We start from the raw sequence: 18543 nt of genomic DNA on the forward strand, positions 1-18543 counted from the left end.
CCTGCCGCGGTACCCCGGGCTGTCAGTGCTGCTGGTCGTACAGCGAGTACGCCTGTTCCCGCGCATGCTCTTTCGCGCGTTCGCGGTCCAGCCAGTCCAGGCCCTTGCTCTCGAACAGCTTGTCCACCTCGGCCGCCGCGAAGCCCGCGAGCAGTTCCTTGACCAGCGCGTGGTGCACCGGCTTGCCCTCGCGCTCCTCGTGTTTCTCGAAGGCCCGCATCGCCTCGAAACCGGCGGCTCCGGCGATCAATTCGTGCGTCCAACTGGCCTCGTGCGGTTCTCCCGCGTACACCTGGCTGTGGGCGTCACGTGCGCCACTGTGATCGAAGAGACCGAACAGACTCATAACAGCAAACCTTCCCGTGCCCGCGTACCGGACAACGCGATTCATCACTGTAGTCGCGTATCGGCCGAGATCGCCGGATGAACGAAAACTGTTGCTGCCGTGCTGTTCCGGCAGGTCAGGCGCCGGGCAGGATCGGCCCGACGTAGGTACCCGGATGGGTCGCCTCGTCCTGCAACGCCACCGTGACGGTCCACGCGATCGTCGCGTGTTCGGTGTCGTCGGGCGGAGTGACGAGCAGGTGGTGCACCGACAGGCCGCGCGCCATGGATGCCGGGTCCGCGCCCGGATCGCCCGGCAGATAGGTGAGAACGAAATGCGCGGTGGCATCCGGTGCGAGCGTGACGGTTCCGTGGTCGGCCGACTGACGGGTCAGCGACCATTGCCGATTCGGGTCCACGGCGCCGACGGTGACGGTGCCGTCCGGGGCGATGTCCAGGTCGGTGGCGGCGCCGAGCAGGTCCACACCCGGGAAGCCGGTCATGGTGCACGGCTGCCGCCGGGTGTTGGTGAGATCGATCGTCTGGTGGACCTGGCCGCCGCCCGGATCGTCGTGGCCCGCGACGGTGATCCGGAGCTCGGCCGCCTGGCAACGGTGCCCGGAGTCGGCGGTTTCGCTCGGCGCCGACAGTGCCGCGGCATCCGGGGAAGCGGCGCCGTCACCGGATCCGTTCGGGTCCGAACAACCGGCGGCCGCCAGCGCGGACGCGGTCAGCAGATACGCCGCTGTGGCGAGTCGACCACCGAGCATCGCGAATTCCTCTCGTACGCGGACGGATTCGCACCACCGAGCGCCAGCCTACGCAATGTCGACGCCGGGTTCGAGTTCCATCGGACGATCGGTGTCGGCCGATCCGCGGTCTGCCCGGCCCCGAGTCTCTAGGCTGGGGCCGAGGAATCGGCGGACAGGGGAGCCGGCGCGCTGCGGTCGCCGGACCGGCGCCGCCGGTGGAACAGAGGTGATCACCGTGAGTGGCTCTGCCGTGACGACACTCGACCGGCTGCGCGCCGATCTGCGCACCTACGCCGGGCTGTGCGAGGCGCCCTACGACGCGGCGGTCGTGGATCCGGTGCTGGAGACCCTCGCCGACGCGTGGACGAATTCCGTTGTCGGCGTTCGCACCACCACGCACGCCGTGCCGGATCGGGAGGTCAACGCGCGGGTGCAGTATCCCGGCCCGGCGCCGGAACTGATCGAACGGCTCCGCGCGGCGGAATTCCTGGAGTACGTGGGCCATCCGATGGAATCGCTGCTCGACGCGATCCTCGGCATGCCGGTGGCGGGCGCTGTCGATCTGGCGCTGGGCCGGGGTGTGCAGAAGGTGTGGTTCGTGCTCGGCCGGACCCTGCCGGTCGCCGAAGCGCTGGCGCTGCCGGGCATTCCGGATGCGGCGCGGGGACACGCCGATCATCTGGAACGGTACGGGGGACAGGTCGGCATCGTCGCGCTCGACTTCCCGGCGCGGACGATGAATCTGTATTCGCAGGTTCTCACGCCGGAGGTGATCACCGCCGCCGACATCACGACGATGCTGGCCGATCTCGGGCTGGTCCCCGCCACCGAGGCCGAACTCGCCCTGTTCGCAGGCACATTCAACGTCTACCGGACCTTCTCGTGGGATGCCGCGCACACGGTCCGGGTCTGCTTCCCCCGGCGGGTCGAGGCCGGGACGTTGCCCGGCGACCTGGATCCGGTGCTCGCCGCGTTCGCGACCGGCCCGGTCGCCGCCCCGGAACGCCGGCACACCGTCTACGCCGCCTACGGGCCGGCGGACCGCTACTACAAGATCCAGACCGAGTACACCTCCACCCTGGGAGCCGCGTTCCCGGGCGGGACGGCGCCGCAGATCCGCTGAGCGCCGCCGGATCCCGTGCGTCCACCGGATGGCACGCGGTCGCCGGATGCGCAGGTGCGCCCGCCGGTCCGCGGATGTCCCGCCCCGGGGACGATTGCGGACCGCCCGTCCGGGAACCCCTTGCCCAGGAGCGGGGCCGGGATTCGCCGGAGCCCGGGTGCGCTGCGGCGTTCGTGATCGGTGTGCAAGGAAGACAGTGGAATTGAACAGTGTGTGCGATGAGGATGTGGAGCGGCAGGAGCCGGCTCCGGTGGTGGCCGAGCGGATCGGGATGAACGACGCGATCGCCGCGACATTGACCCAACGGGTGGGCTCGATGCCGGCGCTGTACCTGGCGCTGACGATCTTCGTGGGCTGGACGGTACTGGCGGTCTGGGGACCGCTGCACGCGGTGGATCCCTATCCGTTCCCGTTCCTGTTGTTCCTGAACAACATCGTCCAGTTGGTGCTGTGCCTGGTCATCCTGGTCGGGCAGCGGGTACTCAGCGTGGCGGCCGACCGGCGCGCCGTGCAGACCTACGAGAACACCGAGTCGGTCTTCGCCGAGGTGGCGCGGCTGCAGGAACATCTGGACCGGCACGATCGGATGCTCAGCCGGGGAGTGAGCCTGCTGGAGTCGAGCCCGCACCCGTGGATCGAGCGGCACCGGGTGCAACCGCCGCCGCAGGCCCGCGATCAGGCGATCGGCCTCAACGACCGGATCGCGGCCTGGCTGACCCAGCGGCTGGGCAGCGTCTGGGGGTTCTATCTGGCGGCCGTCACCCAGATCGTGTGGATGTTGCTGGCGCAACTCGGAATTCAGCATTTCGATCCCTACCCGTTCGCGTTCATGACCTTCCTCTCCACGCTGGCGCAGCTGGTCTTCATGATCGTGATCATGGTCGGCCAGGATGTGCTGAACCGGACCGGGGACCGCCGCGCCGAGCAGACCTATCTCGACGCCGAGGCGGTCCTCTACGAATGCCGCCGCATGCAGGCGCGGCTCACCGCGCAGGACCGCGTCCTCGACAGCGTGACCGGCTACATGACCACCCAGGTCACCGAGCAGCTGGCGCGCGCGGTGCATGCCACCGAGGAACGGGTCGACCATCAGGCCCGCGCGCACGCCACGATGACCACCGGCCGGGTCCCGGCCGGGGCGGGCACGCTGCGCGGCTGGGACGACCTGCCCGAGGAGCGCAAGCGCTCCTATCGCGTGCAGGCGCGCCGGCTCGGCGAGAACCTGACCGTGGTCGGCTGCGTGATGATGCCGGCCGCCGACACCGCCCCCGATGCCCAGCTCGGCGACGACGAGGTCAAGGTGCTGGCCCGGCTCGAATACGAACGCCGCATGGCCGACAAGACCATGCAGCGGGCCCGGTACTCACCCGGCCGCCGTGACCGGGACGACGCCCACCCGCTGCCCTGGGACGATCTGCCCGACCCGGCCCGGATCCGATACCTGCAGGCCGCCCGCCTGATCCCGGAGATGTTGGCGCGCGCCGGTTTCCAGGTGGTGCGCCGCGACTACGACGGTCTCACCGAGGCCGATTTCACTGCCGAGCAGTGGTCGACGCTGCATCGCGCCCTGATGGCCGCCGGCATCGTGGTCGCCCTCGGCGAGGACGGCGCGGACTACGCGGAGATCACCGCCCTGATCACGATCGTGCGGCAGGTCAGCCTCACCCACCCCAGCCGCTTCCTGCGCGAACTGACCGCCACCTCCGTCTTCGACACCACCCTGCGCGCCGACACCCGCTACGCCGACTACGAGGGCCCGGCACTGGAGGTGATCCGCTCCGCGACCGCGATAGTCGCCGGCGCCGCCCCGGACGAACTCCCGCAGTTCCGCGCCCTGCTGATCGAGATCGCCGAAACCGTCGCGGTCGCCGGCACCGACGGCACCCTCTTCGGCTCCGACGTCCACCACGACCCCGGCGGCGAAACCCTCGCCCTCACCGCCGTCCGCCGCGCGGTCGGCCTGGAGCCCGCCACCGCGGACCGGTGACCGCTCAGTGCCCGAAAGCCTCTGCCAGCCACCATGATCCGGTATCGCGGACGACCTTGGCGTCGATCACCATCGGGCGGCGTGGGGTGACGTCGAGCCAGGGCCGCAGTCCGGCCAGGTCGGCGCGGGAACGGACGGTCAGTGCGTCACAGCCGAAACCCCTTGCGACCGAGGCGATATCGGTCTCCGGGAAGGTGACGATGGCGAGATCCTCGCCGCCGGTGAAGTGGTGTACCTCGGCGCCGTACATGGCGTCGTCGTAGATCACGACCAGTAGCGGGAGTCCCAGGCGCACCGCGGTGTCGAGTTCGGCGACGCTCATCATGAATCCGCCGTCGCCGCAGGCGGCCACGGGCAGGCGGGCCGGTTGCGCGAGGGCCGCGCCGATCGCGGTCGCGAGGCCCAGCCCGATCGACTGGAACGCCTGGGTGAAGCAGAACGCGAACTCGTCCGGCACGTCCAGGTACATGCTGGGGTAGCCCATGAAGTTGCCGGAGTCCACCGACACCACCCGCTCGCGGGGCAGCATCCGGTCGAGTTCGGCCGACAGCACCCGCGGATCGATCCGGTCCGCGGTGCTCGTGTCCTCGAAAGGTACGTCGTTCCAGCGCTTTTCGGTATGGATCCGGGCGGCGATCGCGGCCGTGCGATATCCGGTCCCGGTCTGCGCCGCGGCGCCCCCGCGCGCGGTGAGCAGGCGCGCGGTCGCGTCGGCGGTCTCGGTGACCCCGCCCCACAGACCGAGGTGGATCGGGCGGTTCCGGCCCAGGGCCTGCGGATCGATGTCGACCTGCACGACCTTCGTTTCCGGTGCGATGAGCTTGCCGTGCCGCATCGTCCACATGTTCAGCGCGCATCCCCAGCCGACGATGAGGTCGGCGCCGGTGATCAGTTCGGCGGCCAGCGGGGTGGAGAAGCCGCCGGACACGTCGATGTCCCAGTCGTGGGCGCGGAACATGCCACGCGACACCGCCGAAGTCGCCAGCAGCGCACCCGACAGGTCGGCGAGCCGGGCGATCGCCTGCTCACCACCCGCCGCGCGGGCGCCGCGTCCGGCGACGAAGACCGGCCGGCGGGCCTCGCGGAGCAGATCGGCGAATCGCTCGAGGTCGGCCGCGGCGGGCTGTGGCAGCGCGACGATCCGCTCGGGTGGGGGGGCCTCGCGATCCTCGGGCAGCGGTTCGTCCTGGACATCGATCGGCACGTTGAGCACCACCGTGCGGCCCTGCGCGCACAGCCGGAACGCACGGGTGACGTCCGCGACGGCGGTGCGCGGCGAGCGCACTCGCATCGGCTCCGCGCCCAGACCGCGCGCGATGCCCGCCTGATCGATGAAGAAGTTCGAGGTCGGCGCGGTGGCCTCCGCGGTGACCACGAGCAGCGGGGTGCGGGACTTGCTCGCCTCCGCGACGCCGGTCAGCGCGTTGGTATAGCCGCAGCCCTGATGCAGCGACAACACCGCCACCTCGCCGCTCATCCGGGCGTACCCGTCGGCCATGCTCGCCGCGCCGCCCTCGTGCCGGGTCGCGACGAACCGTCCGCCCGCCGCGGTGAACGCGTTCGTGAAGTGGAAGTTCCCGCTGCCCACGACACCGAAGGCGACGCGCGCACCCAGGTCGAAGAGGGTCCGCCCGATGGCGTCGCGTACATACATCAGTGTCCTTTCCCGGTCGCGGCGGTCGAACCCGGTCGGCCGGGGACGCCGTCCACCGATATCCTGCCGGGCCGGGTGTGGATATTCTGGATCACATGTCTGTCCGCACCCGCAAGCCGCTCGCTCCCGGAACCCTCTCGCCGACCCGCGAGGTGCCGCGGGCGATCGAGCGGCCCGAGTACGCGTGGAAGAAGACCGCGAACGAGGGTCACGAGCCGTGGGTGCAGACCGCGGAGACCATCGACAAGATGCGGATCGCGAGCCGCATCGCGGCGCAGGCGTTGCAGGAGGCGGGCAAGGCGGTCGCGCCGGGCGTCACCACCGACGAGCTGGACCGGATCGCGCACGAGTACATGTGCGATCACGGCGCGTATCCGTCGACCTTGGGCTACAAGGGTTTTCCGAAGTCCTGCTGCACCTCGCTGAACGAGGTGATCTGCCACGGCATCCCGGATTCGACCGTGATCGAGGACGGGGACATCGTCAACATCGACGTCACCGCTTACATCCACGGGGTGCACGGCGACACCAACGCCACCTTCCTCGCCGGTGACGTCGACGAGGAGGCCCGGCAGCTGGTGGAGCGCACCCACGAGGCCACCATGCGGGCGATCAAGGCCGTGCGGCCGGGCCGGGCGCTGAACGTGATCGGCCGGGTCATCGAGGCCTACGCCAACCGGTTCGGGTACGGCGTGGTGCGCGACTTCACCGGCCACGGTGTCGGTCCCACCTTCCACAGCGGGCTGGTGATCCTGCACTACGATCAGCCGGCGGTCGAGTCGGTCATCGAACCGGGTATGACCTTCACCATCGAACCGATGATCAACCTCGGCGGCATCGACTACGAGATCTGGAACGACGGCTGGACCGTGGTCACCAAGGACCGCAAGTGGACCGCCCAGTTCGAGCACACCCTGGTGGTCACCGACGAGGGTGCCGAGATCCTGACGCTGCCGTGAGCCGGTGGTGAGGGGCGCGCTGCTGGTCGCCGGGACCACCTCCGACGCCGGGAAGAGCGTCGTCGTCGCGGGGATCTGCCGGATGCTGGCGCGCCAGGGGGTGCGGGTCGCGCCGTTCAAGGCGCAGAACATGTCGAACAACTCGGTGGTGACCCTCGACGGCGGCGAGATCGGCCGTGCGCAGGCGTTGCAGGCGCGGGCGTGCGGGCTGGAGCCGAGTGTGCGCTTCAATCCGGTACTGCTGAAGCCGGGCAGCGATCGGCGGTCGCAACTGGTGGTGCGCGGCACCGCGATCGACACCGTCGGCGCGCGGGACTATTTCCGGCACCGTACCCGGTTGCGCGAGCTGGTCGCCGACGAATTGGCCTCGCTGCGTGCCGAATTCGACGTGGTGATCTGCGAGGGCGCGGGTTCGCCGGCCGAGATCAATTTGCGCGACACGGATCTGGCGAACATGGGTCTGGCGCAGGCGGCGCGGCTGCCGGTGCTGCTGGTCGGCGACATCGATCGCGGCGGTGTGCTGGCCCACCTGTTCGGTACCGTCGCGATCCTGGAACCCGAAGACCAGCAACTGATCTCGGGCTTCCTGATCAACAAGTTCCGCGGCGACGTGGAGCTGCTGACCCCCGGCCTGGACCGGCTCACCGAACTCACCGGGCGGCCGACCCTCGGCGTGCTGCCGTACACCGACGAACTGTGGATCGACGCCGAGGATTCGCTCGGCACTGTCGCCGACGCGCCCGTCGGCCGTCCTCGGCCGCCTGTCGGCACGGACTGGCTGACCGTCGCGGCGATCCGGTTGCCGCGGATCTCCAATTCCACCGATGTCGAGGCGCTGGCCTGTGAACCGGGCGTCGCGGTGCGCTGGGTGACCGACCCGTCGCGACTGGCCGACGCGGACCTGGTGGTGCTGCCCGGCTCCAAATCGACGGTGAGCGACCTGGAGTGGTTGCGCCGCACCGGGATCGCGGCCGCGCTGGCCGACCGCGCGAAGGCGGGACGGCCGATCCTGGGAGTCTGCGGCGGCTATCAGATGCTCGGCCGGCGCATCCTCGATCGGGTCGAGTCCGGCGCGGGGGCGGTCGCCGGGCTGGGTCTGCTCGATCTGGACATCGAATTCGCGGCCGCGAAGACGGTGTGCCGCAACGCCGGTGCAGCCGCCGGGATTCCGGTGCGCGGCTACGAGATCCATCACGGCCGGGTGTTGCGCAGCGGCGACCCGAGCTGGTTGCGGCTGGAATCGGGACCCGAAGGCAGTGTCCGGGAAGCGATCTGGGGCACCCACCTGCACGGGCTGCTGGAATCCGACGACTTCCGCCGCGCCTGGCTGCGGCAGGTCGCGGCCGCCGCCGGCCGCACGGGATTCGCTGTCGCGGAGGATGTCTCGGTAGCCGGCGTGCGTGCGGCGCAACTGGATCTGCTCGCCGATCTGATCGAGAAACACGTCGACACCGACCGGCTGACCCGGCTCATCGAATCCGGCGCACCCGACCGCCTGCCGACTCTCACGGTCGGTCACTGAGCTTTTCGATCGGACCCGCGGATCGGACCGCCGGATCGGATCGGCGATCGGACCCGCAACCCGCGTCGCGACGCCCGGCAATCGGGTGCACGGCAGCGTACCGATCGCGCGGCGATCCGTCCGGAGATCGGCGCCGGACGAGCGAATCGGACGGTGATTTTTCCCCGGGGAAAGTCGATCGCCGGTGTCGCCGGACCTCACTGGCGGCGCGACGCCGCGATCCGCCGCGGCACGCGATAAGGACCGCCGACGTGACGACCCGGCGGCCCGGCCGTGCAGCGCCGCGGCCACTGCCCGCGCCCGGAACGGTGTGATCAGGCCCGCTGCGAGAGACGGCCGGCCGGCTCCGCCGGACCGATGTGGTGGTCGACTCCTGTGGCCGCCCGGGAGCGCCCTCCCGTGTACCGTGGGGCGGCATGGAAACTCGGCAGATCGCGGTCGGTGACCGGAGCTGGACGGTGCGCATCGATGGGCCGGAATCCCGGCACACGGTGGTGTTACTGCCGGATCCGAGCGATCCGGAGGACGCCTTCGACCGGGTGATCGCGCGGCTGCACAATTCGGATCTGCGGACCGTGACGTTCGAGACCGTCGAGGGCCTGGACGCCCCGATCGGCTACGCCCTGCTCGACCAGCTGAACGCGCCCTGGGCGGTGCTGGTCGGCAACGGGTCCGGCGCCGATCTTGCCTGGCAACTGGCCGCCCGCGGCTACGGCCGGTTCATCGGCATGGTCGCCATCGGCCGCGGCCATCCCGCGCTCGCCGACGGGGAGGGCACGGTGCCCGACGCCGGTTGCCCCGCGGTCGAGATCTCCACCACCGTTGTCGCCACCAAACGACTACCGCGCGCTCTCGCTGACGGGTGCATGCGCTATGTCTACGGCGAATTCCGGATCGCCGAACTGGACACGGCCGACCCGCTGGCGGAGTCCGACCACGAACTGGCCACCGAGATCGTGCTCCGCACCGGCCGCTGGTGAGTTCGACTGCGCCGGGCCGCCGGGTGCGGCGGACCAGGCCTGCCGCGGGCCCAGCGTGGTCGTACCGAGTCGGCGTAACCGGCCCGGCCTAGCCCGGCGTAACGGCTCGGCCTAGTTCGCCGTGATCGGATCACCCGCGTTCGGCGAGACCCCGCCCTCCCCGGTGCCGTGCCCGTGCAACCAGTCCAGCCACGCGTCCATCTCCGCGAACGCCTGCTTGCGCACGGGCGCGGACGACAGGAAGACATCGTGGCGGGCGCCCTCGATCGGCACGATCGTGGTGCGCTGCCCGAGACAGCCGGACCAGCGCTGGATCTGCCGCACGTCCAGGACCGTGTCCGAGACGTCGGCGGCCGGGCCGTAGCGGCGCATGAACGTGGTCAGCTTCGATCGCAGGATCAGCGCCGGCACCCCGACATCGAGACCGCGATGCAGCCGCGCCTGCCCCTGCCGGATGGCCCGCAGCCAGCCGAACCGCACCGGATAGCCGGTCAGCGGCTTCCAGTCGAGGTCGTAGTCCCATTCGCCGGACGCGCTGGTGTGCAGGCTGGCGCCATAGGTGTTGATCCCGGTGTCGGGCATGCGCGACATCGCCCGCACCCGGCCGAGCCCGTTGATGAGTGCCGTGCCGACCGTCCGGTAGTACGACGGACCCTGCAGATCGAACCACGGACTGTTCAGCACCAGCCCGCTGATGCCTTGTGCGGCAACGCCTTCGGCGCGCCGCAGCCGATCCAGCCACAGCGGCAGCACCAGGCCGCCGGTGGAGTGCGCGTTCAGCAGCACCGGCAGGCCGGTCTCGTCGCGCACGACCCGCAGCGCGTGACTCAACTCCGTGTCGTACAGGGCGAGATCGCTCACGTAGTGCGGGGTCTGACCGGGTCGCTGCGAACGGCCGCACTTGCGCAGATCCAGCGCGTAGAAACGGTAGCCGCGGCCGGCGAAATGCTCGGCCAGATGCTTCTGGAAGAAGTAGTCGGTGAAGCCGTGCACGTACAGCACGGCGCCCACGGCGTCCGGCACCGGTGCGGTGTAGCGCACCAGGGTGGCCACGACGGTGCCCTCACCGTCCGGATCGGGGCCGAGCGGCAGGGTCAGGCACTCGTATCCCTCGCCCAGTACGTCCGGCTGCCAGGTGTCCGGTGGTGTGGTTCCCGGGGCGGCGGTGATCGGCGTCTCGTTCGTCACAGGGCCCAGCCTATTCGACCCGCTCAACGGCGTCGCGCCGGTGCTGATTCGGTCACAGCCGACACCTCCGTTTTCGAAATCGGGCATCGCAAGGGGCACAATTGGGTTGAAGTGAACGGCGGGTAACCTCATTCCCGCCCGTCGCCGTCGGCGGTCGGTGACGCACTACACCACCCCCAGTTGGTGCGCCTTGCGGGGCGGACCGCGCAGGACAAGGAAGTCGAAGTACCCGTGCCGAACGCTGCGAAGACCGAAAAGACCGATGTAGTTCTCATCGGCGCCGGCATCATGAGTGCCACCCTGGGCGCCCTGCTGCGGCAGGTGCAGCCGGATTGGTCGATCACCATGTTCGAGCGGGTCGACGCACCCGCCCCCGAGAGCAGTGATCCGTGGAACAACGCGGGCACCGGCCACTCGGCGCTGTGTGAGTTGAACTACACCCCGCAGAACGCCGACGGCTCGGTCGACATCACCAAGGCCGTCGACATCAACGAGCGGTTCCAGGTGTCGCGGCAGTTCTGGGCCTATGCCGTCGAGAACGGTGTGCTCGGCGACCCGAGCCAGTTCATCAACCCGATCCCGCACGTGAGCTTCTGCCACGGCGCCGACGGCGTCGACTACCTCCGCAAGCGGTACGACGCGCTGTCCGCGCATCCGCTGTTCGAGGGCATGCAGTTCGTCGACGACCGCGACGAGTTCGCGTGGCGACTGCCGCTGATGGCCAAGGGCCGTGACTTCTCCGACCCGGTCGCGCTGAACTGGACCGACAAGGGCACCGATATCGACTTCGGCTCGCTGTCCCGGCAACTGCTGGCCTACCTGGGCCGCTCCGGCGTCGACATCGCCTTCGGCACCGAGGTCCGCAATCTGGACAAGCAGTCCGACGGCAGCTGGAACGTGAAGGTGCGCAACACCCGTACCGGCGGCACCCGCACGGTGAACGCCAAATTCGTGTTCGTCGGCGCCGGCGGTTACGCGCTGCCGCTGCTGCAGAAGGCCGGCATCAAGGAGATGAGCGGCATCGGCGGCTTCCCGGTCAGCGGGTTGTTCCTGCGCTGTACCGATCCCGCGCTGGTCTCCCGGCACGAGGCGAAGGTGTACGGCAAGGCCGCCGTCGGCGCGCCCCCGATGTCGGTGCCGCATCTGGACACCCGCGTCATCCGCGGCAACCGTGGCCTGCTGTTCGGTCCCTACGCCGGGTGGACCCCGAAATTCCTCAAGGACGGCAAGTACTCCGACCTGTTCCGGTCGGTCAAGCCGAACAACCTGTTCTCCATGCTCGGCGTCGGCGTCACCGAATTAAGCCTCACCAAGTACCTGGTCTCCGAACTGCTGAAGTCCCCGGCGGGCCGCGTCGACTCGCTGAAGGAGTTCGTGCCGCGCGCCGACGGTCACGACTGGGAGCTGATCACCGCCGGCCAGCGCGTGCAGGTCATCCGGCGCAAGGGCGCGGGCGGCGTGCTGGAGTTCGGCACCGCCGTGATCACCGCGGGCGACGGCTCCATCGCGGGCCTGCTCGGCGCCTCCCCGGGCGCGTCCACCTGTGTCAGCGCCATGCTGGACGTCATGCAGCGCTGCTTCCCGCAGCAGTACGCCGGGTGGGCACCCACCCTGAAGACGATCGTCCCCTCGCTGGGCACCAAGCTGTCCGACAATCAGCCGCTCTACCACGAGGTATGGGACTGGACCGAGAAGTCGCTGCGGCTCACCGACAAAACGCCGAAGCTCGCCGAAGCCGGGCAGCACTGACCGATATGTGATAGCAAGACTCGATGATGTCAACGGTTGCGCTCAGAAGGTCGTGGGCGGCGGATCTCGACACCGCCACGCTGTACAAGCTGTTGAAGATCCGGGTCGCGGTCTTCGTGGTCGAGCAGAAGTGTGCCTATCCGGAACTCGACGGCCGGGATCTGCTGGCGGAGACGCGGCACTTCTGGCTCGACGACGAGGGCGAGGTCATCGGCACCCTGCGTCTGCTCGAGGAGCACGACAACGGCGTGAAGTCGTTCCGGATCGGCCGGTTGTGCACCACACCCTCGGCCCGGGGACACGGCTACACCACCCGGCTGCTGCAGGCGGCGCTGGCCGAAACCGGTTCGGCCACGGTCCGATTGAACGCGCAGACCTACCTCGTCGACATGTACACCAAGCACGGCTTCGAGCCCGACGGTGACGAGTACGAAGAGGACGGCATCCCGCACCTGCCCATGCGGCGTGGTTGAGACAGACGGTCCCGCAACCGAATTCGGTTGCGGGACCGTTTCTTTGGGAGTTCTCAGGCCGCGGTGAGGCCGACGTACCGGCGGTTGTGCCCGGGGCGTTCGATCTCGTCCAGCACCGCGCGGGCGAAGTCCGGGTAGGTGATCCGCAGGGTGGCATCGGCATTCGCGACGCGATAGCCGCCGACCGGCTCACCCGTGTGGTCGAAATCCCCGGCCGGCGCCAGCACCGTCCAGTCCAGCGCGGCGTCCCGGAGTCGATCCGTGCCGGCCTCGTGGCCGAGATAGAAGCCGCGATACTCGTTCGGGTAGTCCGGCGTGTCGCGCAGCAGGGTGCCGTCCGCGGTCGCGAGATTCGAGGCGAGCCCGACCGCGATCAGGCGGGACACACCGGCCGCCGGCAGTCCGCTCGTCAGCGCGCCGGCCGCCTTCGCGAAGAAATCCGGATCCGTGAGATCGACGGCGGCGTGTACTGCCACGTCGTGACCCGCGGCGAGTGTCGCGACGGCCGCCGCGTCGGTCACGTCGCCGGTGACGGCTCCGAGATCCGGGTATCGACCGGGATCGCGTACCACGCCGGTGACACTGTGCCCGCGGGCCGCGGCGGCCGCGGCGATGGTGCGCCCGGCCCGGCCGCCCGCCCCGAAAACGATGATCTTTGCCATGCCGGCGACGCTAACGACGCCGATGGTATCCCTCCGGATACCTCGAACGCCGTTACGCTGACGGGATGCGCCCGCTGCACCCGCAGATGTTCGACGACCTGTGCCCGTCGACGCTGTCCCCCGTCCGCATCGGCGACAAGTGGGGCGGACTGCTCGTCCGCTGCCTGGCGGACGGCCCGCGCCGCTACTCCGAACTGCGAATCCCGTTGGCGCGCATCACTCCCAAGGCGATGACCCACTCGCTGCGCACGCTGGAACGCCTCGGCCTGGTCGCCCGGGAGATCGAGGGCCGCCGCGTCACCTACGCGCTCACCCCACTCGGCCGCAGCCTGCTCGAACCACTGAACGCGATGTGCGCGTGGTCCGATGAGCATTGGGAGGAACTGGTCGACGCCTACGATCCGGACGCGGAGGCGCTCGGGGCGTGAGACCGGGTCGAATCGCTCGGTGACACGCAGGGGTGTCCGGACAGCGGTCCGCCGCACGGATGACATGGATCGATCCCGTCGCAGGGTGAATCCGCCGCCTCGTGCGCCGATCCGACCAGAGCGACCGGGCGCATCACCGCGACGCGCGCGTATCGCGCTGTACGGATTAGCTCGAACGACGGATATGTGTTCGCTCGGATCCGCTCGCCGGTCGAGCGCCGAACGCGGATCGCGGACACGCGCGGGTGGATGGTGCCCTGGGTGACGGCGGATGGGCGTGCGTGTGCGACGGTCGTGCGCGCCTTCGGGGGCGTCGGCAGGTCCGGCCGAGTGGCGTGGTGGGTCCGCACGGGGTGGGCGCGGGTTGCCGTGCTCGCCGCGCATACAGTGGGGTCGTGTCCGATCCCCGAAACGACGCCACTCAGCACCCTTCGGCCGACGGCGAGGCGGGCTTCCCGTTCTCGGCGGTGGTCGGGCAGGAACAGTTGCAGTTGGCGCTGATCCTGTGCGCGGTGCATCCGGGAATCGGCGGCGTGCTGGTGCGCGGCGAGAAGGGGACCGCGAAATCGACAGTGGTGCGTGCGCTGGCGCGGCTGCTGCCGCCGGTCACCGACGAATCCGGAGCTCGCCCGGCGCGGCTGGTCGAACTGCCGGTCGGCGCGACCGAGGACCGGGTGGTCGGGTCGCTGGACCTGGAGCGGGTGCTGCGCGACGGGGAACAGGCTTTCCGGCCGGGATTGCTGGCCGCCGCGCATCACGGCGTGCTGTACGTGGACGAGGTGAACCTGCTGCACGACCATCTGGTGGACGTGTTGCTCGACGCCGCCGCGATGGGCCGGGTACACATCGAGCGCGACGGGGTGTCGCATTCGCATCCGGCGCGTTTCGTGCTGGTCGGCACCATGAATCCGGAGGAGGGCGAACTCCGCCCCCAGTTGCTGGACCGCTTCGGCCTGACCGTCGACGTCATCGCCTCCCGTGAGGTGGAGACCCGGATGGAGGTCGTGCGCCGCCGCCTGGCCTACGAGGCCGGCCCGGCCACCTTCGCCGCGCGTTACGCGGCCGCCGATCACGCCACCGCCGAACGCATCCTCGACGCTCGCGACCGGATCGACACCGTCGTGCTCGACGAGAACGAACTCCGCCGCATCGCCGCCCTCTGCGCGTCCTTCGACGTCGACGGTATGCGCGCCGATCTCGTGGTGGCCCGCACCGCCACCGCGCACGCGGCCTGGCGCGGCGCCGACCGGGTCACCGCCGACGACGTGCGGGTGGCCGCCGAACTGGCCTTACCGCACCGCCGTCGCCGCGACCCCTTCGACGAACCCGGCATCAGCCCCGAACAACTCGACGACGCGATGCGCAAGGCCGACGAGGAGGTCGAGAAGGCCAGGGACTCGAGCGAATCCGGTGCCACGGACGACTCCTCCGACTCCGAACACCACGCCGCGCAACCAAATTCGGACTCCGATCAGACTCAGCAAGTGGATCCAGGCTCCGATCATCCTGCCCCGCAATCCGATTCCGGACCGGATAACCCGGCCGATCGTCCCGATTCCGGCCCCGCGCCGACCGGGCAGGATGCCACCGATCGGAGTCCGGCCGGTTCGGATCGGCCACAGGATCCCGACGACGACCCGGATGGCGGCCCCGGTGGCGGAGCGCGCCCTGGTACCGCCGGAGCCCCGGTGAATTCCATTGTCCGACCGCCCCATTGGGAGATTCCCGGTGTCGGCGAGGGTGCCCCCGGCCGTCGCTCCCGCGCACACTCCCGGCACGGCCGGGTGGTCCGCTCGGTCACCGACACCACCGGCGGGCTGCATCTGCTCGGCACCGTCTTCGCCGCCGCACCCCACCAGCACCGCCGCGGCCGCAGCGCCGGCCCGCTGGCCCTGGCGCCCGCCGACCTCCGCGGCGCGTATCGCGAAGGGCGCGAAGGCAATCTGGTCGTCTTCATCGTCGACGCCTCCGGCTCGATGGCCTCCCGCGACCGGCTCTCCGCGGTGACCGGCGCCGTCGTCACGTTGCTGCGCGACGCCTACCAGCGCCGCGACAAGGTCGCGGTGATCACCGTCCGCGGCAGCGACGCCGAACTGGCACTACCCCCGACCTCCTCGGTGGACATCGCCGTCCGCCGCCTGGCGTCGTTGCGCACCGGTGGCAAATCCCCATTGGCACAAGGACTCCTGAAGTCCCGCGAGATCATCCAGCGGGAACGGGTCCGCGACCCGCACCGCCGCCCCATGCTGGTCCTGCTCACCGACGGCCGCGCCACCGGCGGCCCCGACCCGATCCCGCGCGCCCACACCGCCGCCGCCCTCCTCGCCCGCGAGGCCGTCACCTCCGTCGTCGTCGACTGCGAACGCGGCTTCGTGCGCCTCGGCCACGCCGCCGCCCTGGCCCGCACCCTCCGCGCCACCTACCTCCGCCTGGGCGAACTCACCGGCGATTCCGTGGCAGGCGCGGTCCGGGGCATCCGCGCGGCCTGAGTACCTGCCCAGCACGCAATGCGTCTCCGGCGGGCTGTTCCGGCCGGTCCGGGGATTTCAGCCGACCGGCCCAACCGTGCTCCGACAGCCGGGACCGGACCGAATCCTGGTGCGCTGCTTCACCGTCGGTCCGCGAACGGTTGTTCGGATTGCCGCACAATGCCTCCCCCTCTTTTCCGCCGGAGTGTAATGCCGTCATCGCGACGCACTCCGCACCAACGGCGCGTCAGTGCTCGGCACAGGGTTGAATCTCGTTGTGACCGGCCAGATATTCGTCGTGCTCACTGCGTGTGAGCGGCCGGCCCGCCAATGGGCACAGCATCGCGTCCAGACTGTCCTGGCTGAGCAGGCTCGTGTCCCAGAGCCGGACCATGGGTGCCGGACAGCAAGGTTTCGCCGTCGGGGGAGAAGGCGATGGTGCCGACGGCCACGAGGCGTTGAGCACCGCTCCGTCGCCGGGCGTGGTTCCGATCCAGCGAGCGGCGGTGCCTGTTGTACCGCGCGGATGTCGCCACCGGTTTTCATCGCGATCGCCGCGAGGCCGTTGTGGCTCGAATCATGGTGGCCGACAGGGGTTTCGGCAGACGATGGCGCGAACCGGCGACCCGGCGCGAATTGTGCCCGGAACGGCCGGCCGGGTCAGGCGGCGAGGGGTTCGTAGTGGTCGGCCAGGGCGGTGAGGGTGGGGGAGCAGCCGGTGTCGAGGGTGAGGTGGGCCAGATCGTGGCCTCGGGTCCGGCCTCGGTTCACGATGACGACCGGGCGGCCGGTTCTGGCGGCGTGGCGGACGAAGCGCAGGCCCGACATCACCGTCAGCGAGGAGCCGGCGACCAGCAGGACGTCGGCGGTGTCGACCAGGTCGTAGGCGGCGGCGACGCGATCCTTGGGGACGTTCTCGCCGAAGTAGACGATGTCGGGTTTGAGCATGCCGCCGCAGTGGTGGCAGTCGACCATGCGGAAACTCGCGGTGTCGTCGACCACCGCGTCCGCGTCGGGAGCCACCTCGAGGCCGTCGGCGATCGCGGCCTTGGCGAAGCCGGGGTTGGCGTCCTCCAGGCGGTCGGCCAGGGTCATCCGGGAGGTGAGCGAGTCGCAGGCCAGGCAGCGGATCCGCGCGTAGGTGCCGTGCAGGTCGATCACGGTGCGGCTGCCGGCCTTGGTGTGCAGGAGGTCCACGTTCTGGGTGATCAGGCCCGAGACGACGCCCGCGCGCTCCAGGCGGGCCAGCGCGCGATGGCCGGGGTTGGGGCGGGCGGCGTCCATCCGGCGCCAGCCCACGTGGTTGCGCGCCCAATACCGTTGCCGGAACACGGGATCGCCGACGAACTGCTGATACGTCATCGGGTTGCGCGGCGGTGAATCGGGGCCGCGGTAGTCCGGGATGCCGCTGTCGGTGGACAGTCCGGCGCCGGTGAGGACCGTCATCCGCCGGCCGTCGAGCAACCGGACGAGACGGTCGAGATCGGGCCCGGACGCCGGGGCACGGGCTCCGGTCGCTCCGGGACCGGCATTCGCATACCCGGCACTCGGCATGACACCAGCGTACGACCACCGATCCGGCGCCGGGTTCGCCCGGCCGGTATGGCAACGTGGATCGGACACCGCCCGTGAGAAGGAGCACAGCCGATGCCGAAGGGAATCCCCGAGACGGTCCCCGACGATGGTCTGACCACGCGGCAGCGGCGCAACCAGCCGGTGCTGGCCGTGCACACCGGGCCCGGCAAGGGTAAGTCGACCGCCGCGTTCGGGATGGCGTTGCGGGCGTGGAACCAGGGCTTCGACGTCGCCGTCTTCCAGTTCGTGAAGAGCGCCAAGTGGAAGGTCGGCGAGGAGGCCGCGTTCCGGACCCTCGGCCGCCTGCACGACGAGACCGGCGCCGGTGGCGCGGTCGAGTGGCACAAGATGGGCGAGGGCTGGTCGTGGACCCGCAAGCAGGGCTCCGAGGAGGACCACGCGGCGGCCGCGCTGTCGGGCTGGCAGGAGATCGCCCGCCGCCTCGACGCCGAACAGCACCGCTTCTACGTGCTCGACGAATTCACCTATCCGCTGAAATGGGGCTGGGTCGACGTGCGGGAGGTGGTCGGGACGCTCCAGCGCCGGCCCGGCAACCAGCACGTGGTGATCACCGGCCGCGACGCTCCGGCCGATCTGCTCGAAGCCGCCGACCTGGTCACCGAGATGACGAAGGTGAAGCATCCGATGGACGCCGGCCGCAAGGGCCAGCGCGGCATCGAATGGTGACCCGGATCATGC

16 protein-coding genes are annotated in these 18543 nt (G+C 70.1%); 10 read left to right on the forward strand and 6 right to left on the reverse strand.

What is annotated here, in order from left to right; all coding sequences use genetic code 11:
• Nucleotides 1-22: 22 nt before the first annotated feature.
• Both NRB56_RS31515 and NRB56_RS31520 read right to left on the reverse strand, forming a co-directional pair.
• Nucleotides 23-346: a DUF3759 domain-containing protein gene (locus tag NRB56_RS31515; protein ID WP_194291062.1), complete on the reverse strand. Its 324-nt coding sequence runs from the start codon at nt 344-346 to the stop codon at nt 23-25.
• 115 nt (nt 347-461) lie between these two features.
• Complete coding sequence (locus NRB56_RS31520) at nt 462-1094, reverse strand: DUF4232 domain-containing protein (RefSeq protein ID WP_153348014.1); 633 nt, start codon at nt 1092-1094, stop codon at nt 462-464.
• A 217-nt stretch (nt 1095-1311) separates the two neighbouring features.
• On the opposite strand from NRB56_RS31520, the gene NRB56_RS31525 reads away from it, so the two are divergent.
• On the forward strand, nt 1312-2199 hold the full coding sequence (locus NRB56_RS31525) for an aromatic prenyltransferase (RefSeq protein ID WP_194291063.1): 888 nt from the start codon (nt 1312-1314) through the stop codon (nt 2197-2199).
• Nucleotides 2200-2395: 196 nt separating this feature from the next.
• Nucleotides 2396-4186: a DUF1003 domain-containing protein gene (locus tag NRB56_RS31530; RefSeq protein WP_194291064.1), complete on the forward strand. Its 1791-nt coding sequence runs from the start codon at nt 2396-2398 to the stop codon at nt 4184-4186.
• A 4-nt stretch (nt 4187-4190) separates the two neighbouring features.
• On the opposite strand, the gene NRB56_RS31535 is transcribed toward NRB56_RS31530, so the two are convergent.
• The gene (locus NRB56_RS31535) at nt 4191-5840 is read right to left on the reverse strand and encodes a thiamine pyrophosphate-binding protein (protein WP_153348017.1); all 1650 of its coding nucleotides are present in this window, start codon (nt 5838-5840) and stop codon (nt 4191-4193) included.
• Between the two features lie 95 nt (nt 5841-5935).
• Here NRB56_RS31535 and map point away from each other — a divergent pair, with 95 nt between their 5' ends.
• The 3 genes from map to NRB56_RS31550 all read left to right on the forward strand — a co-directional run bounded on the left by map (nt 5936) and on the right by NRB56_RS31550 (nt 9301).
• On the forward strand, nt 5936-6799 hold the full coding sequence (gene map, locus NRB56_RS31540; RefSeq protein ID WP_153348018.1) for a type I methionyl aminopeptidase: 864 nt from the start codon (nt 5936-5938) through the stop codon (nt 6797-6799).
• A gap of 7 nt (nt 6800-6806) precedes the next feature.
• Nucleotides 6807-8321 carry a cobyric acid synthase gene (locus tag NRB56_RS31545; protein WP_319943857.1) on the forward strand — a complete coding sequence of 505 codons (1515 nt, stop codon included), beginning with the start codon at nt 6807-6809 and terminating at the stop codon, nt 8319-8321.
• Nucleotides 8322-8737: 416 nt separating this feature from the next.
• Nucleotides 8738-9301, forward strand: coding sequence for an alpha/beta hydrolase (locus tag NRB56_RS31550; RefSeq protein ID WP_153348019.1), 564 nt, complete (start codon nt 8738-8740; stop codon nt 9299-9301).
• 111 nt (nt 9302-9412) lie between these two features.
• On the opposite strand, the gene NRB56_RS31555 is transcribed toward NRB56_RS31550, so the two are convergent.
• On the reverse strand, nt 9413-10489 hold the full coding sequence (locus tag NRB56_RS31555) for an alpha/beta hydrolase (RefSeq protein ID WP_319943813.1): 1077 nt from the start codon (nt 10487-10489) through the stop codon (nt 9413-9415).
• Between the two features lie 231 nt (nt 10490-10720).
• On the opposite strand from NRB56_RS31555, the gene mqo reads away from it, so the two are divergent.
• Both mqo and NRB56_RS31565 read left to right on the forward strand, forming a co-directional pair.
• Entirely contained in the window at nt 10721-12238 is a 1518-nt protein-coding gene (gene mqo, locus NRB56_RS31560; protein WP_319943814.1) for a malate dehydrogenase (quinone), read from the forward strand.
• Between the two features lie 23 nt (nt 12239-12261).
• Nucleotides 12262-12711 (forward strand): GNAT family N-acetyltransferase, encoded by a 450-nt coding sequence (locus NRB56_RS31565; RefSeq protein WP_153348021.1) that lies wholly within the window; start codon nt 12262-12264, stop codon nt 12709-12711.
• A 53-nt stretch (nt 12712-12764) separates the two neighbouring features.
• On the opposite strand, the gene NRB56_RS31570 is transcribed toward NRB56_RS31565, so the two are convergent.
• Nucleotides 12765-13373 carry an NAD(P)-dependent oxidoreductase gene (locus tag NRB56_RS31570; protein ID WP_153348022.1) on the reverse strand — a complete coding sequence of 203 codons (609 nt, stop codon included), beginning with the start codon at nt 13371-13373 and terminating at the stop codon, nt 12765-12767.
• 65 nt (nt 13374-13438) lie between these two features.
• Here NRB56_RS31570 and NRB56_RS31575 point away from each other — a divergent pair, with 65 nt between their 5' ends.
• Complete coding sequence (locus NRB56_RS31575) at nt 13439-13801, forward strand: winged helix-turn-helix transcriptional regulator (RefSeq protein WP_153348023.1); 363 nt, start codon at nt 13439-13441, stop codon at nt 13799-13801.
• A 395-nt stretch (nt 13802-14196) separates the two neighbouring features.
• Complete coding sequence (locus tag NRB56_RS31580; RefSeq protein ID WP_319943815.1) at nt 14197-16290, forward strand: VWA domain-containing protein; 2094 nt, start codon at nt 14197-14199, stop codon at nt 16288-16290.
• Nucleotides 16291-16929: 639 nt separating this feature from the next.
• Here NRB56_RS31580 and NRB56_RS31585 read toward each other — a convergent pair.
• Nucleotides 16930-17715: an NAD-dependent protein deacetylase gene (locus tag NRB56_RS31585; protein ID WP_153348169.1), complete on the reverse strand. Its 786-nt coding sequence runs from the start codon at nt 17713-17715 to the stop codon at nt 16930-16932.
• A gap of 201 nt (nt 17716-17916) precedes the next feature.
• Between NRB56_RS31585 and cobO the strand changes: the two genes are divergently transcribed.
• Nucleotides 17917-18531 carry a cob(I)yrinic acid a,c-diamide adenosyltransferase gene (cobO, locus tag NRB56_RS31590; protein WP_153348024.1) on the forward strand — a complete coding sequence of 205 codons (615 nt, stop codon included), beginning with the start codon at nt 17917-17919 and terminating at the stop codon, nt 18529-18531.
• Nucleotides 18532-18543: the final 12 nt, after the last annotated feature.

Origin of the sequence: Nocardia aurantia (assembly GCF_009604425.1) — a bacterium.
Taxonomy (GTDB): domain Bacteria; phylum Actinomycetota; class Actinomycetes; order Mycobacteriales; family Mycobacteriaceae; genus Nocardia; species Nocardia aurantia.